Origin of the sequence: Herbaspirillum sp. RTI4, from assembly GCF_034313965.1 — a bacterium.
Classification (GTDB): Bacteria; Pseudomonadota; Gammaproteobacteria; order Burkholderiales; family Burkholderiaceae_D; genus Herbaspirillum.
Window position 1 is genome coordinate 3571667 of sequence record NZ_JAVIWQ010000002.1, and the last position, 17006, is coordinate 3588672.

Genomic DNA, 17006 nt, shown 5'->3' on the forward strand with positions numbered 1-17006 from the left:
CACATCCGATTTCTCTTATGCAGCTGATTCGAGGTTGGGTGCGACTCTCCTAAAGTACACACCAAAGGAAATGTCATGTTTAAACTCACCGCACTGTGTAAGCCCGCCTCACTCGCCCTCCTGCCCCTGTGCGCCTCACTGGCATGCCTGCCAGCCCACGCACAAACCCCTGCCGCAGCCCCCGTCGTCAAGTATGACCTGAGCTACGACATCGTCAGCCCGGTTTTCGCTAAAAATGGCATGGTGGCATCGGAACAAGGACTGGCAACGCAGATCGGCGTCGACATCCTCAAACGCGGCGGCAACGCCATTGACGCCGGCGTCGCGGTCGGCTTTGCGCTGGCCGTAGTATTGCCGAATGCGGGCAATCTGGGTGGCGGTGGCTTCATGATGATTCACGATGCCAAAACGGGGAAAAATGTTGCCCTCGATTTCCGCGAAATGGCCCCTGCGCTCGCCAGCCGCGACATGTATCTGGATGCCAAGGGCAATGTCGCTCCTGGCCGCTCCTTGTATTCGCCTCTGGCCACCGGTGTTCCGGGCACCGTCGCCGGTCTGAGCCACGCGCTGAAAAAATACGGCACCATGCGCTTGTCACAGGTAATCGCCCCCGCCATCAAGCTGGCGGAACGGGGCTACCCGGTCAGCCCCGGCCTGGCGCAAATTCTGGATGCGGAACGCGATCATCTGGGTCAATGGGACTCCAGCAAGGCCATCTTCTTTAAACACGGTCGCCCTCTGCAAGCAGGCGAGATGTTGGTGCAAAAGGATCTCGCCACATCGCTCAGACTGATCGCGGAGCAAGGGCCCTCCGCTTTTTATGAAGGCGCGATCGGCAAGAAGATCGTCGCTGACATGAAGCGGCATCATGGGCTCATCAGTGCGGCCGACCTGAAAAATTATCGGGTCGTGGAGCGCGAACCGGTTGTCGGCAGCTATCGCGGTTATCAGGTCATGGCTATGCCGCCGCCAAGTTCGGGGGGGATTCATATCATCGAAATGATGAACATCCTGGAACACTATCCGCTGGGCCAATATGGTGCCAACAGTGCGCAGACCATTCACCTGATGGCGGAATCGATGAAGCTGGCCTACGCCGACCGCGCCGAATATCTGGGCGATCCTGACTTCAACAAAGTGCCGGTCAAGGGCCTGACCTCGCGCGCTTATGCGGATGAGCTGGCGCATAAAATCAATCCGGACCGCGCCACGCCCTCGGCAGAAATCAAACCCGGCAAACCCTTGCCGTATGAAAGCGATCAGACCACCCATTTCTCGGTCGCCGACAAGGCAGGCAATCTGGTTGCCACGACCTACACCCTCAATCTGAACTTCGGCAGCGGCATGGTCGCCAGCGGCACCGGCATTACGCTCAACAACGAGATGGATGATTTCTCGGCCAAGCCCGGCGTGCCGAATGCCTTCGGGCTGGTAGGCGGCGAGGCCAATGCCGTCGGTCCTGCCAAGCGCCCCTTAAGTTCGATGTCGCCGACTTTCGTGCTGAAAGATGGCAAGCCCTTTCTGGTCACCGGCAGCCCTGGCGGCAGTCGCATCATCACGACCACGCTGCAACTGATCCTGAACGTCATCGACCACGACATGAACGTGGCGGAAGCGACGATTACGCCACGCATCCATCATCAGTGGGCACCGGACCAGTTGCGGGTCGAAAGAGGCATCAGCGCCGATACCCTCAAAATCTTGCGGGAAAAAGGACAGAACGTCAGCGTCCAGCCTTCGATGGGACGCACGCAGTCGATTCAAATCAAGGACGAGGGATTTTATGGTTATTCCGATCCACGTAATCCGGATGGAAATACGATCGGATTCTGATCAGGATGGGATTTGACGTGAAAATGCCGCCCGGTGTCAGCCGTGCGGCATTTTTTATTGCGGTTGAAACACCGCAGCGAGTTGTTCAGATTGCAGCGCCATGAAGGCCAATCCTGCTGAGTCAATCTTGCTAAGTCAATCCGGTTAAGTCAATCCTGTTAAGCCAACCCGGTTGGCTATCTTGCTGAAGGATGCTCTGATTAAGGGTGGAAAATAAGGGTGGAAAATAAGGGCGAGAAATAAGGGTGGAAAATAAGGGCGAGAAATAAGGGTGAAAAATAAGTGCAGAAAATAAGTGCAGAAAATAAGTGCGGCAAACAACGCAAGCCCATAAAATCAAGCGCCGCTTTACTTTATTAAGTGCAGCAAGACCGTGAGGACAGCCGCTCTGAAATGGCATCCCACAATAGCTTAATCAGAGCGTCCTTAAATCAAGCCGCTGGTATAGGCATATTTGATCAGGTCGGCATCGCTCGATAGCCCGAGCTTGCGCATCGCATTATTTTTATGGGTGCTGACGGTGCTGGGGGTACGCGACAAACGGTCGCAAATATCGGTCAGCGAATTGCCTTCAACAAAATAACGTACTACTTCCATTTCACTGACGGTCAGTTCTTTGCTGGAAGAAAACGCCTCGCCCTGCGCCCAGCTCATCTCCAGCTCACCGCGCAGCGACAGCGGAAAATACGCCTGCTTTCCGGTACGCGCTGCCACACAGGCATTGATCAGCTCATCCGTTTTTTCACGTTTATTGATGACCGAAAACACGCCCATCCGATACAAGCGACGAATCACCGCCGTATTGCTCATCGCCGTATACACAATGATCTTGGAGGAAGAAAAATCGCTTTTGATACGCTTGATCAGCGTGAAACCGTCAGAGTCCTCGTTCTCGTCGTTCGGCATGGAAAAATCGGTGATCACGATATTGCAGGCATGCTGGCGCAACAAGGCGAGCAAACCGTCCCCACTGCTAACTTCCACTTCGACGCGCAGATCAGGTACCTTGCACAATACCGTTTTCAATGCTGCCAGTACCACCGGATGATCGTCGGCGATTGCCACTTGTAGCAATTTCATTTGATTCACATTAGCCCCCAATTAACAAAGCGGGCCGAACGGAGATACGACCGTCCGACAAGCATGACAAAAAACTCCAGAATTTGACCTTGCGACGAAGCGCGTTTTCAGTACGCGCATTGCATCCGTCCTGGTATTAAAATCCCAAGAAATATTTTCGATAGCCGATAACTTCTTGTCACCGGTTTTCATCGGAAAAAATTTTCTTAGTCGTATTCTCGGGACAACCTTTCCGCAATACAACTTATTCGGCGTATTATCGAAAACATTCGTATTTGATATAGAAATTGGTTAAAAAACACCATCGAATTGCTTTCTTTTTCGCCTTATCTGAAGAATTGGCCCACTTTACCAATAGTCTTCAGAAATGAATTGTCCAGGTTGCGCACGCCGACAAAAACGAAATCCAAGAGCACCCCCACACCAGTCGCGAATACCAGCAATCCTTACCGAATAAGCACAGGAATTTACCCAGTTTGAACAACCCAACTTCGTCTGCCCCGGCGCTGATTAAAATGCCTGGGCGAAAAATGGCGACCAATGATGGCGAATGACGCCGACAATCGGCCCCGGCAACTCTTTGGCAGCGCCCGACGCGATAGAATAGGCGCGCCCTTGCCAGTCTAGGGTCTGTTGACAACCGCAAACCACAGCAGCCGCGTTGTCCAAAATGGGTCTACATGAACCAAAAGCGCATGCCTGGGGTGAGCATCGCCACACCCGCAGCGCCGCAGCTCAACGGCAGGCCCCCTGAACTTGATATTTGATATGGATGCAATGCCAACAACACCATGAAATGGCTCTCCCGCTTTACCCGTCTGTGTACCGCCACCCTGGCCTGCCTGTGCTCCATGCCGTCTCAGGCCGCCTACCAGGTCGAGCTCCAGGCCCCTGCTCCGCTGGAAAGCATACTCAAAGACTTCCTCGACCTGTCCCGCTATCAGGACCGCGACGACATCAGCGAAGAGCAATTGCGCTACCTGATCGACACCGCGCCTGCGCAAGTTACCCAATTGAGTTCCACCGAAGGCTATTTCTCGCCGATTACCAAAATCGCGCTGGAAGAAACCGACCCTAAGCGCCGCGTAGTGCGCATCAGCATTGATCCCGGCCCCTTAACGCATATCAGCGACGTCCTCATCGGCCTGACCGGCGCAGCGCAGCAGGACGATCCGGAACAACAGCAAACAATCCGAAAAAAATGGCCTCTGGCAAGCGGCGCTCCCTTCCGGCAAGAAGACTGGGATAACGCCAAAAACAGCAGTCTGCAAGCATTGCAAACCCAACGCTATGCCGCCGCCCGCATCGCCCGCTCCGAAGCGCGCATTGATCCCGAGCAACAAAGCGCCCGACTGGAAGTCGATTTCGACAGCGGCCCGGCCTTTACGCTGGGGCCATTGGAAATCACCGGTTTGCGACGCTATCCCGCCAGCATCATCCGCAATGTCAGCCCCCTGCTACCCGGCGAAACCTACAGCCAGGCACGCCTGCTGGCCTTGCAACGCCAGATCCAGAGCACGCCGTATTTCAGCAACGTCATCGTCGGCATCGACGACGATCCGGCGCACGCAGAAAACGCCCCGGTCAAAGTGCAGGTCAGCGAATTTCCGACACAACGCATCCGCACCGGCGTCGGCTACTCAACCGACACCGGCGCCTCGGTCGATGCCCGCTACACGCACTACAACGTCTTCGACCGCGCCTGGGTCTTCGACAGCCAGATCAAACTGGAACAGAAGCGCCAGTTCGAATCGATCAACCTGGCCATGCCGCCCGACAGCAAGAGTTTCGTCAACAGCGTCGGCATCACCAACGACCGCACCACGCTGGAAGGGGTCGATCTGCGCAGTCTGGTGCTGGACTTGCGACGCGCGCGCAGTTTCGAGTTTTACGACACGGCCTACACGCTCGATTATTACCGCGACGAATTACGACAAACCAATGGCGCAGCGCTGCCGGCCAATACCGTCATCACGCCGGGTCTGCATCAGGCGCTCGCGCCCGGATTCTCCTGGAGCCGACGCGCTGTCGACGACCCCATTTTTCCGCGCAGCGGCCACTTGCTCTCGGCGCAGGTCGCCGTCGCCCTTCAGGGCATCCTGACCGATCAGAGCTTCGCCCGCCTGTTCCTGCGCTACAAATATTTCATCCCTGTAGCGCACCGCGATGTGATCATCCTGCGCACCGACATGGGTGGTGTAGTCACTCGTGGCTCGGCATCGGCGGTACCGGCCTCGCTGCTATTTCGCGCCGGCGGCACCGACTCGGTGCGCGGCTACAGTTATCAAAGCATAGGCAATGAACAAAACGGCACGGTCTATCCGACCAAATACATGCTCACGGGCAGCGCCGAATATCAGCACTGGCTGACCGCCCAATGGGGCGGCGCGCTGTTTTACGATGTCGGCACCGCGACCGACAGCATCGAAAAAAGATCGGTTTACCAGGGCATCGGCACCGGCGCGCGTTATCGCAGCCCGGTCGGCACCATCAACCTCGATCTCGCCTACGGCATCACACAACGCCAGTTCCGTCCCCACATTTCTCTGGGCATCGCCTTTTGACGCTATCACCGCCCATGCCAACGCCTGCCGAACACCCGAACAAACCAAACAGCAACAGCCTCGCCCGCACACTGACGAAGGCCGCCGCACTGCTGCTCGGTCTGCTACTGGCTCTGCTCCTCATCAGCGCAGCCTTGCTCAATTACGCCGTCCGCTACGACAAGGGCACACGCCTGCTATGGAACGCCAGCACAAGGCTGTTCCACAACAGCCTGTCCGGCAACTACGTCAGCGGCAACCTGCTGCACGGCCTGCATCTGGAAAAAGTGGCTTATCACAACAGCACGCTGCGTATCGATCTCTCCAGCCTTGCCGGTAGCTGGAATATCGACTGGCAACAACGCCGTCTCAACGTCAGCTGGCTGCATCTCGGCATGCTCGCCATCGACGACACCTCCCCCTCCTCCCCAACCACTCTGCCGCAGCAAATCCAACTGCCACTGGCACTGACGCTAAACGATATCCGCCTGCAACAACTGCGCTACGGACAAGGCACGGGCGCGCTGGAATTGAGCAAACTGCAACTGCACGGCAAATCGGACGGCACAACCCACGCACTGACACTGGAAACGCTGACTACGCCCTACGGTATCGCGCAAGCAGACCTTCAACTCAGCGGCAAGCGCCCGTTTGCCCTCGACGGCAGCCTGCAATTGCGCGGCATCATCGACACCGACAAAAGCGCACCCAAGGGCGAACAGTATCTGCTGGACGCCAAATTAAGCGGCTCCCTGGAAGCGCTCAACATCGCACTAGCCGCCAGCGGCGACAAACTGCAAGGCAAGGCGCAGATCGTCGCCACACCGTTCGCCGCACTGCCGTTTCAGACGGCCCGCATCGACCTGCTGCATATCAACCCGCAAGCCTTCAACGCCGCCGCGCCAAAAGCCGATATCAGCCTGCACGCTGATTTGCAGCCCCTGGCAAGCCCCACCACGCCGCTAAGCGTCGGCGGCAAAGTAAGTGCGAGCAACGCCCTTCCCGGCGCGCTCGACCGGCAGCGCCTGCCGCTGCTCAGCGCCAGCGCCGATGTGCAGATGAATCAGACCACGCAAACGCTGACAGCACTGAACGTCCGCCTGCCCGGTAACGGCCAGCTCAGCGGCAACGGTAGCCTCAAGGACGGCACCGGTGCATTCACGCTGCAAGCGAGCAGCCTCAACCTCCAGTCCCTGTATGGCGCATTGGCCGCGTCCCGTCTGCAAGGGCCGCTCACTCTCCGGCTCACCCCGCAGCGGCAAGAAGTCCAGCTGCAACTGGCCGATGCCGCCTTGCGCATCGGGCTCGATGCCGCCATGGAAGCTGACAACATCACGCTCACCGACGCCAGCCTCAGCGCAGGCAAATCCAGTCTGGCATTGAACGGCGCAGTCAGTCTGCAAGACGCCATGCCCTTCGATCTCAAAGGCAAACTGACGCACTTCAATCCCGCCACCTGGATCAAGACCTCCCCGGCCGATCAAGCCCGCCTGCAAGCCGACATCAACATGGACTTCAGCGCCAGCGGACAAGCAGTCCCCGTGCCGCCACAAGCGCCGCCGCAATTGAAACTGAGCTTCGGCATCCACGACAGCCGCTATGGCGGTCTACCGCTTCAGGGCAGCGGCACCCTCCATCTGGATGGAGAACGCTTGCTGCCCAGCAGCGCCGACCTGCTCATCGCCGGCAACCAGCTCCATCTCAAAGGCAGTTTCGGCACGGCCAAAGACCAGCTGGCCGTGCATATCCATGCCCCGCAATTGCAGAGCCTCGGCTTCGGTCTGAGCGGTCTGCTGCAATTCGACGGCACCCTCGCCGGCAGTCTCACCCGTCCCAACCTGCGCGCCACGTATCGCGCAGAGAAACTGGTCTTCGGCGCACGTCGACTGGCGCGCCTGTCCGGTCAGGCCGACCTGCAAGGCGATCTGCAAGCCAGCGTCTCCAGCCCCAACAACAAACTGGTGCTATCGCTCCATGCGCAGGACTATCACGGCCCGGAAGCGACCCTCTCCACGTTCGACGCCGACCTGTCCGGCACCTATGCCGCCCATCGCCTGACACTGAAAGCCGACGGCGATCACAAGGGCAAACCGCTGGCGCTGACGCTGGCAGCGCAAGGCCGTCTGCAACGCGAAGGCCCGGGCTATGCCTGGAAAGGCGTGCTGCAACAATTGGAAAATCGCGGCTGGCCGCGCCTTGCCCTCTCCACTCCGCTGGACATCGACGCCTCAGCCAAGCGCCTGATATTGGGGGCGACACAACTGAGCGTCGCCGACGCCGCCATTGACCTGAAAAATTTCAGCTATCAGGACGGCCGTCTGCGTTCCGCGGGCAGCATGAGCAATCTCCAGGTAAGCGCCATGCTCGACTTGCTGCATGAATACGGCGGCGTCACCTTGCCGCTGAAAAGCAATCTGGTGTTCGACAGTCAATGGGATTTTTCGCTGGCCGACAGTGGCAGCGGCTACCTGCAGATCAACAGAAAAAGCGGCGACCTCCGCTTCACCCCGGAAGAGCGCGATATCGCTCTCGGCCTGTCGCAAGCACAACTGCGCGTCGAGCTGCACGGCAAACAGTTAAGCACCACTGCACGCATCGTCGCCGATCGTATCGGCAGTCTGACGACGCAAGCCGATAGCACGCTGCCAGTGCAGGATGGCCTGCTGACCCTCACAACACAGATGCCGCTTACCGCAGAGGCCACACTGAGTCTGCCGCAATTGCACAGCATCGGTAGCTTGCTGGGTCCGCAATATGTGCTGGAGGGCGCGATGAATGCCAAACTCAGCGCACGCGGCACACCGGAGTCCCCTCAGCTCTCCGGCAGCATCAACGGCGACGGACTGGGATTCCTGTGGTTCGATCAGGGCATTCAATTGAAAAACGGCATCGTGCGAATGGTGCTGGACAATAACGAAATCGACTTGCGTCAGGTCGAATTCCAGGGTGCCAGCGGCACGCTGCGCGCCACCGGCAAAGTGCAGCTCGGCAATGCCAATCCCGCGCTGAGCGCCAGCATCATCGCCGACCGCCTGCAATTGTTCGCCAGCCCCGAACGGCAATTGATGCTCTCCGGTCAGGCCAGTGTGGCCAACGTGGATGAGAAGTTGCGCATCGACGGCAAAGTCCGCGTCGATCGCGCCCTGTTCGACTTCCCCAAATCCAGCGCCCCCAGCCTCGGCGACGATGTGATCGTCGTGCGTAGCAATGGCAAAACCACTCAGGGCGCAACGGCGACCGGACAGCAAAAATTCGATCAGGCCTCCGCCAAACCGGCCAGCAGCTTGTCGCCCTCCATCAATCTCGATCTCGACTTTGGCGACGATTTCCGCTTTCGCGGCCGTGGTGCCGATCTGCGGCTGGCAGGCAATCTGAATGTCAAAAGCGAGCCGAATGCGCCGCTGCGCGGCGTCGGTCTGATCCGTGTGGCAGAGGGCACCTATGAAGCCTTCGGCAGCAAACTGAACATCGAAAGCGGCCGCATCAATTTCCAGGGACCGTTAAATAATCCCAACATCAACATCCTTGCCATTCGAAGCAATCTGGAAGTCGAAGCCGGCGTTGAAGTCAGTGGTACCGCCGCGCAACCGCGCGTGAAACTGGTCTCGACACCGAACGTCTCGGACGAAGAAAAATTGTCATGGATCATGTTCGGCCACGGCAGCGACAGTTCCGGCGTGGCGCAAATCAATGCATCGAGCCAGGCGCTGGCCTTGCTCGGCAACTATGGCGGGAAAAATCTGGCGCGCGGGATAGGGCTGGATCAGTTCTCAGTCGGCGCCAGCGAATCGGGTCTGACCGATCAGCAAGTGATCAATATCGGCAAAGCGCTCACGGAAAAGATTGTGCTGGGCTACGAACAAAGTCTGAGCACAGCTGCCAGCATCATCAAACTGAGCTGGCAGTTTTCCCGGCGCTGGTCGCTGGTGGTGCGCGCCGGTGCGATCAACGGACTGGGGCTGGTCTTTAACCGGCGTTACGATTGACATTCCCAACGATGCGATTCGTCAAGGTCCATTCCAGTCCATCACATCTATAAAAATTTGCTTCAGGCAGCGTGCCTTCAAGCAAATGAATAGTCAGTTGTAAACACACCTAAAACACCTCTTTAGTGTCTGCCGCGTTGACTCGTCCGAGATACTCCTTTTATCTTCCCTGATCTCGCCCACAGTCACATCGCTCATGTAAAAATCCGCTCCCTCATATCCCCCTGAGAAGCAGCGATGAACGACGCCTTCCATGTAGTTCCCACCTCCTATGACGACGAAGGCTTTCCCTTCTGGAGCACCCCGCTGACGCCCACGGAAGACAAAAGGAAGGCGCTGGTGTTAGTGCCGCCGACTCAGGCGATTCCGGTGATTTTTGTGCCGGGGGTCATGGGGTCGAATCTCAAGTTGATCAATGGAATCCGTAAGCCGGATAAAAAGCCGGGAGAACTTGCGTGGCGTCCCGATGCAGCCACTTATAAAGAGGCCTCTATGAATGCGGCCTCGCGCCAGAAAATTCTTGACCCGAAAAATACCCAGGTAGACAAGCGTTTCATCGTGGACAAAAAGAAGGACTCATTTCTTCCCGCCAATTTCCCCGCAAAGGCCGCCGAGTTTCGCGGCTGGGGCAGCGTCTATTGGAGTAGCTATGGGAAAGTAATCACGTATCTCAATTCGCTCCTGAACCAAGCCTGCATATACGACCCCTACGCCGACAAGGTCCTCATCGGCGCGCTGTTCCAGGAGCTGATGGATGCCGGCATACCGCTGCCTTACCATGACACGCTGAAACTGGATCGCGCCGACATCGAGCACATGGGCGAATACTGGTTTCCGGTGCACGCCGTCGGCTACAACTGGTTGCAGTCGAATGAAGACTCCGGCAAATATCTGGCCAGTGAAATCCGCCGCATCAAAGCCCTGTATCAAAAAAAACTAGGCGGCTCGGGAGGTTGCAAAAAAGTAATTCTGGTCACGCACTCCATGGGCGGGCTGGTGGCGCGTGCCGCCGTGCATCCGGCGATGGGAGGCGCTGCCGACGACGTATTGGGGGTACTGCATGGCGTCATGCCGGCCCTAGGCGCAGCAGCGGCATACAAGCGCATGCGCACCGGCTTCGAGATGGGGCAGATCGACTGGTTTAGTCTGGGCAGCATCAAGAACACAGTGGGAGCCCAGATGGTGGCCGGCAGTAATGGTCGCGAGGTCACGGCCGTACTTGGGCATTCCCCCGGCGGTTTGCAGCTCCTGCCCAACAAAGTCTACCAACCGACTCGGTGGCTGAAGGCTACCCTGGCCCGGGTAGAAGAAACGGATCATCACATACCCATCGGTGACAATCCGTATGCCAGCATTTATCGTGAGAAAGAGAAATGGTGGCGCTTGATTCATCCTGAGTGGCTGGATCCGGCCGACATATTCAAAAATATGCCGAACACTTCGGCATGGGATTCATATGAATCCGCGCTAAGTAAGGCAGAAAACTTCCATGACAAATTAGGACACCACTACCATCCAAACACCTACAGCTTTTATGGCAAGGACGCTGAACGCTACCCGACCTATGCCACGCTGAAATGGAGGAAAGTCATTGTTACAGCTTGGAATATGGATCACCCTCTCGACGCCAACAGACGCGGCATCAACGTCGACCTCATGGAACGCGGACTTGCCGATGAGACGCGCGACGATGCCAAAGGGGAAATTTGTGCGAAACGCAATCTCGACCGATTGTATTTATATCTGACGCCACCGGTTGAAGCCGGCGACGGCACGGTGCCGGCGTTTTCTGGTTCAGCGCCGCAGTATTTCGCGCCTTCCTGTGTCCGCGCCCAGTTGGCGGTGAACGGCATCGACCATCAGAACGCTTACCACACGGGTCACGCCGTGGTGATGCGCTTCATTGCCTACAGCATCTGCAAAATGACGAAGGACCATCCATGAGGTCGCGACGTCGCCAACTACTAGCAGCCATCGCTATCGGCGCTTTATGGCCTCTGGCTGCCTGTCATCCCCATGTCAAAGGACTCTCGAAAGAAAAAACTATGAAGAAATATCCGTTGAAACCCTATGCCGTCGGCCGTTACCTGATCGACCTTCCCGAAGCCGCCACAGAGGTCTCGTGGGGGCAACGCATCAAGGGAACGGATTTCACGTGGCATCCCGCAACAAAAGAGCAATATCTGGCGCTGCTTGAGGCGAGGGAGCAAGAGTTGCAAGGAGTGGATGTCGCCACGCGATTGCTAGCCAATGCCGAAAACGGCGCTGTCCCGCAAAGCCGTATTCTCCTGTTTGAAAGAGATACCGACCGTGACGGGTTAATGCAATTTGAGGCATTTCGCTTTGCAGAAGAAATGCAAGGATACTTATTTTTTACAGGACCCGTTGCCAGATCAAAGGTGGCTGGAGTTAGTCCCTCCGTGAACGATATTCTTAAACGGATTCAACCCCGCCTTATTGATCCGGCAACAACTGACCGGGGTGCCTGTTTCGACCATGCCTTTGTTAGCGGAGTCGATCCTGCTAATTTTGAAGATGTCGGTGTCATGGTTAGCGTTGATGACATTACCCTGGGTTTTTCCACACAGGTTATCGACGCAGTAGACACCGGCCCGACCTTGCTGGAACGCAGCACCATTGTCGACAGGTTCCCTGAAGTCACGCTACTACGCCAGTCTGCACGCGAAGTAGCCCGATTAAATGGCGAAGAATTAGCATTTAAAAATGAACCTGGAAGCGGACTTACTTCCCATTCATTTGAATGGGATTACAGAGGAAAACCGAATTCGATCATGGCTCCCAGCATGGGTGCCTCCTTCCGCGTTGAGCAGGGAGTCGCTGCGGCACTTCTACCAGATGAAGAACTACTCGGATTATGGGATGCGGTATTGGGATCGATCCGTTTGCGGACCGGGGCGGTTTAGTCGAGAGGGGGAACGTAATGGATACGATCCGTCGCCAACTACTAGCAGCCATCGCTATCGGCGCTTTATGGCCTCTGGCTGCCTGTCATCCCCATGTCAAAGGACTCTCGAAAGAAAAAACTATGAAGAAATATCCGTTGAAACCCTATGCCGTCGGCCGTTACCTGATCGACCTTCCCGAAGCCGCCACAGAGGTCTCGTGGGGGCAACGCATCAAGGGAACGGATTTCACGTGGCATCCCGCAACAAAAGAGCAATATCTGGCGCTGCTTGAGGCGAGGGAGCAAGAGTTGCAAGGAGTGGATGTCGCCACGCGATTGCTAGCCAATGCCGAAAACGGCGCTGTCCCGCAAAGCCGTATTCTCCTGTTTGAAAGAGATACCGACCGTGACGGGTTAATGCAATTTGAGGCATTTCGCTTTGCAGAAGAAATGCAAGGATACTTATTTTTTACAGGACCCGTTGCCAGATCAAAGGTGGCTGGAGTTAGTCCCTCCGTGAACGATATTCTTAAACGGATTCAACCCCGCCTTATTGATCCGGCAACAACTGACCGGGGTGCCTGTTTCGACCATGCCTTTGTTAGCGGAGTCGATCCTGCTAATTTTGAAGATGTCGGTGTCATGGTTAGCGTTGATGACATTACCCTGGGTTTTTCCACACAGGTTATCGACGCAGTAGACACCGGCCCGACCTTGCTGGAACGCAGCACCATTGTCGACAGGTTCCCTGAAGTCACGCTACTACGCCAGTCTGCACGCGAAGTAGCCCGATTAAATGGCGAAGAATTAGCATTTAAAAATGAACCTGGAAGCGGACTTACTTCCCATTCATTTGAATGGGATTACAGAGGAAAACCGAATTCGATCATGGCTCCCAGCATGGGTGCCTCCTTCCGCGTTGAGCAGGGAGTCGCTGCGGCACTTCTACCAGATGAAGAACTACTCGGATTATGGGATGCGGTATTGGGATCGATCCGTTTGCGGACCGGGGCGGTTTAGTCGAGAGGGGGAACGTAATGGATACGATCCGTCGCCAACTACTAGCAGCCATCGCTATCGGCGCTTTATGGCCTCTGGCTGCCTGTCATCCCCATGTCAAAGGACTCTCGAAAGAAAAAACTATGAAGAAATATCCGTTGAAACCCTATGCCGTCGGCCGTTACCTGATCGACCTTCCCGAAGCCGCCACAGAGGTCTCGTGGGGGCAACGCATCAAGGGAACGGATTTCACGTGGCATCCCGCAACAAAAGAGCAATATCTGGCGCTGCTTGAGGCGAGGGAGCAAGAGTTGCAAGGAGTGGATGTCGCCACGCGATTGCTAGCCAATGCCGAAAACGGCGCTGTCCCGCAAAGCCGTATTCTCCTGTTTGAAAGAGATACCGACCGTGACGGGTTAATGCAATTTGAGGCATTTCGCTTTGCAGAAGAAATGCAAGGATACTTATTTTTTACAGGACCCGTTGCCAGATCAAAGGTGGCTGGAGTTAGTCCCTCCGTGAACGATATTCTTAAACGGATTCAACCCCGCCTTATTGATCCGGCAACAACTGACCGGGGTGCCTGTTTCGACCATGCCTTTGTTAGCGGAGTCGATCCTGCTAATTTTGAAGATGTCGGTGTCATGGTTAGCGTTGATGACATTACCCTGGGTTTTTCCACACAGGTTATCGACGCGGTAGACACCGGCCCGACCTTGCTGGAACGCAGCACCATTGTCGACAGGTTCCCTGAAGTCACGCTACTACGCCAGTCTGCACGCGAAGTAGCCCGATTAAATGGCGAAGAATTAGCATTTAAAAATGAACCTGGAAGCGGACTTACTTCCCATTCATTTGAATGGGATTACAGAGGAAAACCGAATTCGATCATGGCTCCCAGCATGGGTGCCTCCTTCCGCGTTGAGCAGGGAGTCGCTGCGGCACTTCTACCAGATGAAGAACTACTCGGATTATGGGATGCGGTATTGGGATCGATCCGTTTGCGGACCGGGGCGGTTTAGTCGCAGGGAAAAGCGATAACAGACGCTAAAGCCAGCCCACCCGGCGCAAACGCGCGAACAGCCAGCTACAAGACACGACAATGCCCACCAACACCGTGGGATAAGCCCAATGCCATTCCAGCTCCGGCATGAATTTGAAATTCATGCCGTACAAACTGAACACCATGGTTGGAATCGCCAGGATCGCGCCCCAGCCGGCCAGACGTTTGACGACTTCATTCTGACGTATCGTCACCTGCGCCAGATCGACCTGCATTGCAGCGGCGATCATTTCACGCAAACGGTCGCCGGTATCGAGCAGACGCACCACATGATCCTGAATATCCCGGTAATACACGCGGGAATCTTTCGGGATGAAGCCGTCGTGAAAACGCAGCAGCTGGCTGCAAATCTCCACCACTGGCGCAATCCCCGAACGCAGTTTGATCAACTGCCGTTTCAACTGATACAAATCCTTGAGATGCCCCTCTTCGGACTCCTGCTCAAACAGCGCAGTCTCGAATTTGACGAAGCGCGCTTCCAGATCATCCATCACCGGCTGGTAATGATCGACCACGAAATCAATGATGGAATACATCACATAGCTCGGCCCATGCGCCAGACGTTCCGGCACGTTTTCGCATAACTTGCGTACGGCCGCATAACTGCGCGACGCACCGTGCCGCACCGTCACGACAAAACGCGGCCCGAGAAAAATATGCGTTTCGCCGAACACCACCTCCGCCGCATCCAGCTGCGCCGTCTGCACCACGACGAATAAGGTATCGCCATACTCTTCTATTTTTGGCCGCTGATGCGCGGCGTAGGCATCCTCTACCGCCAGATCGTGCAAGCCGAATTCTTTTTGTATTTCACGCATCATGGCCGCATCCGGCTCAAGCAAGCCGACCCAGACAAACGTGCCTTCCTGCTCCAGCACATCACTGATTTCTTCTATCGTGATATCGCGCAATTTCTTGCCGTTCTGATACACGACGCAATTGACGACCATGGTGTTGTCCATCATCCGCTCCCCGCTTCCCATTTAATGAAGAATCGCTATTGTCCCGGAAAACTCAACCGGGTCGGGTTTTACCGCGACCAGACAGTTCCGCCCCCGCGTCACGAGGCAGACGAATCAGCAAGGGAATCGACGTCGCCGCCATGATCCCGACCACCAAAAACGCGGGCCAGAAGTCGGCTGTCACCAGTGTCGTATGCCCTTGCACCGCCATCGATAACTGCAAAGCCAGACCACCCAGCGTCACGCCCATGCCCACCGATAATTGCTGCGCCACGCTGGCAATGCTGGTGGCCTGACTCAGATCGCGCTGTGTCACATCGGCATACGAAATCGCATTGAGGCTGGTGAATTGCAAAGACCGCAGACAGCCGCCTATCAGCAAGATACCCGCCATCAGCGCATACGGCATGGAGGAATCGAAAGCTCCGATAGCGATGAAGGAAAAGACGGCAATCGACCCGTTCACCATCAGCACCGTGCGAAAACCGAAGCGCTGCAAAAATTTGACCGCCACCGTTTTCATGAACATCGCCCCGGCGGCCGAGAAGCAGGTCAACAAGCCCGACTGGAAGGCGCTATAACCGAATCCTAATTGCAGCATCAGCGGCAACAAAAAGGGAATCGCGCCGATACCGATGCGGAACAACGACCCACCCAATACCCCTGCCCGCAAAGTCTCAATCTTGAGCAAAGCCAGATCGATCAGTGGATTGCTGCAACGTCGTGCGTGCCGCACATAGAAAAGCAAACCGACAATACCGAGCGCAATGCACGCCAGCGATATATCGGTGGAAACCAGATGACGACCCACCGTGGCCATCCCCATCATCAGCGCCGAACAACCGAGTGCCGACCAGCAGAAGCCCACCCAATCCAGCGGTGCGGACTGCTCCGCCCGGATTTGCGGAATAAACCGCGTCGCCAGATACAAGCCGAGAATGCCGATAGGCATATTGATGAAGAAGATCCAGCGCCAGTGAAAATACGTGGTGATAAAACCGCCCAGCACCGGCCCCATGACCGGCCCCAGCATGGCGGGAATGGTCAGATAACTGAGCGCCCGAACCAGATTGGCCTTATCGACACTGCGCAGCACCACCAGCCGGCCGACCGGCACCATCATGGCGCCGCCGATTCCCTGAAAAAATCGCGCCAGAACAAATTGCGGCAAGCTGTGCGAAATGCCGCACAGAATAGAACCCAGCATGAATACCGCAATCGCCGCCCGAAAGATGGTGCGAGAACCAAAGCGATCCGCCATCCAGCCGCTGATGGGAATGAACACCGCCAGACTGAGCAGATACGAGGTCAGCGCCAGCTTGAGCGCGATAGGATCGACCGCCATATCGACCGCCAGCGCTGGCAGCGAAGTCGAAATCACCGTCGAATCCATTTGTTCCATGAACAAAGCGCAAGCGACAATTAAAGGGATAAGCAGCGTGCGCGGAACAACCATAATAGGAAGCAAAAAGAGCAGGGGAAAAAAGAAACCACCGCGAAAAAACGAACAACAGCGGCGAAGCAAAAAATAATCCTGGAGAAGCGCTATGGAAAGCGCGGAGAAAACCGAAGAAACAGGGAAACGAAAGCGGGTAAAAAAACGAGCTGAGGAATGCGCCTTTACGACTGGCGAAT

General features: G+C 56.3%; 10 protein-coding genes. 7 read left to right on the forward strand and 3 right to left on the reverse strand.

What is annotated here, in order from left to right; all coding sequences use genetic code 11:
• The first annotated feature begins 75 nt into the window (after positions 1-75).
• Complete coding sequence (ggt, locus tag RGU70_RS15955; protein ID WP_322210371.1) at positions 76-1833, forward strand: gamma-glutamyltransferase; 1758 nt, start codon at positions 76-78, stop codon at positions 1831-1833.
• Positions 1834-2259: 426 nt separating this feature from the next.
• On the opposite strand, the gene RGU70_RS15960 is transcribed toward ggt, so the two are convergent.
• The gene (locus tag RGU70_RS15960) at positions 2260-2913 is read right to left on the reverse strand and encodes a response regulator transcription factor (protein WP_322210372.1); all 654 of its coding nucleotides are present in this window, start codon (positions 2911-2913) and stop codon (positions 2260-2262) included.
• A gap of 791 nt (positions 2914-3704) precedes the next feature.
• On the opposite strand from RGU70_RS15960, the gene RGU70_RS15965 reads away from it, so the two are divergent.
• The 6 genes from RGU70_RS15965 (at position 3705) to RGU70_RS15990 (ending at position 14368) form a co-directional block, all read left to right on the forward strand.
• Entirely contained in the window at positions 3705-5477 is a 1773-nt protein-coding gene (locus RGU70_RS15965) for an autotransporter assembly complex protein TamA (RefSeq protein ID WP_416186535.1), read from the forward strand.
• 14 nt (positions 5478-5491) lie between these two features.
• Entirely contained in the window at positions 5492-9442 is a 3951-nt protein-coding gene (locus RGU70_RS15970) for a translocation/assembly module TamB domain-containing protein (protein ID WP_322210373.1), read from the forward strand.
• Positions 9443-9679: 237 nt separating this feature from the next.
• A complete protein-coding gene (locus RGU70_RS15975; protein WP_322210374.1) occupies positions 9680-11386 on the forward strand; it encodes a hypothetical protein in 1707 nt (568 codons plus the stop codon).
• Positions 11383-12366 (forward strand): T6SS immunity protein Tli4 family protein, encoded by a 984-nt coding sequence (locus RGU70_RS15980; protein WP_322210375.1) that lies wholly within the window; start codon positions 11383-11385, stop codon positions 12364-12366. The genes RGU70_RS15975 and RGU70_RS15980 overlap by 4 nt, the downstream gene beginning before the upstream one ends.
• Positions 12367-12383: 17 nt before the next feature.
• Positions 12384-13367, forward strand: coding sequence for a T6SS immunity protein Tli4 family protein (locus tag RGU70_RS15985; RefSeq protein WP_322210376.1), 984 nt, complete (start codon positions 12384-12386; stop codon positions 13365-13367).
• Positions 13368-13384: 17 nt separating this feature from the next.
• Positions 13385-14368, forward strand: a complete 984-nt coding sequence (locus RGU70_RS15990) for a T6SS immunity protein Tli4 family protein (protein WP_322210376.1) — start codon at positions 13385-13387, stop codon at positions 14366-14368.
• A gap of 25 nt (positions 14369-14393) precedes the next feature.
• On the opposite strand, the gene RGU70_RS15995 is transcribed toward RGU70_RS15990, so the two are convergent.
• Positions 14394-15374, reverse strand: a complete 981-nt coding sequence (locus tag RGU70_RS15995; RefSeq protein ID WP_322210377.1) for a magnesium and cobalt transport protein CorA — start codon at positions 15372-15374, stop codon at positions 14394-14396.
• Between the two features lie 49 nt (positions 15375-15423).
• Entirely contained in the window at positions 15424-16827 is a 1404-nt protein-coding gene (locus tag RGU70_RS16000) for a DHA2 family efflux MFS transporter permease subunit (protein ID WP_322210378.1), read from the reverse strand.
• Between the last annotated feature and the right edge of the window lie 179 nt (positions 16828-17006).